Source organism: Arsenicibacter rosenii, assembly GCF_001870735.1.
In the GTDB taxonomy this organism is placed as follows: Bacteria; Bacteroidota; Bacteroidia; order Cytophagales; family Spirosomataceae; genus Arsenicibacter; species Arsenicibacter rosenii.
Window position 1 is genome coordinate 1 of sequence record NZ_MORL01000303.1, and the last position, 386, is coordinate 386.

Below are 386 nucleotides of genomic sequence, written 5' to 3' on the forward strand. Positions count from 1 at the left end.
TTTATACGATGCGGCATCATCAATGAGTTTAGACGCATAGGTTTCTGCCTCAGCCCATTCTTTCCGGTAGAGGTGATAGCGGGCACGGATGGCCCACACTGTTTTCCGGGTCACGCGGTTGCGGTTGGTCGTTTCGGAGAGCAGTGGTTCTGCCGCTGTCAGGTCTTTCAGAACCTGTGCATACGTATCATTCACCGGGCTGCGGGGAATACCGGTATTATCCGCAGGTGTTTTCGTTGCTTTCAGGATTNAGTTTGACAGTGCCCGTATCGCCAGGGCTTCTCCCTGAATCTGTGCTTTCCGGGCAGCTGTCAGCAGCGGGTCATTGAGGTTCGGAACGGTCTCGAGGAGATAGTTTGCGGCCAGTATCGTCCGGTATATGGATT

The 386-nt window shown here is 53.8% G+C and carries 1 protein-coding gene; it reads right to left on the reverse strand.

Going from position 1 to position 386, the window contains the following annotated elements; genetic code table 11:
• Positions 1–381: RagB/SusD family nutrient uptake outer membrane protein (locus BLX24_RS31355; protein ID WP_445422174.1), on the reverse strand; the 381-nt coding region annotated here is incomplete at its 3' end.
• Between the last annotated feature and the right edge of the window lie 5 nt (positions 382–386).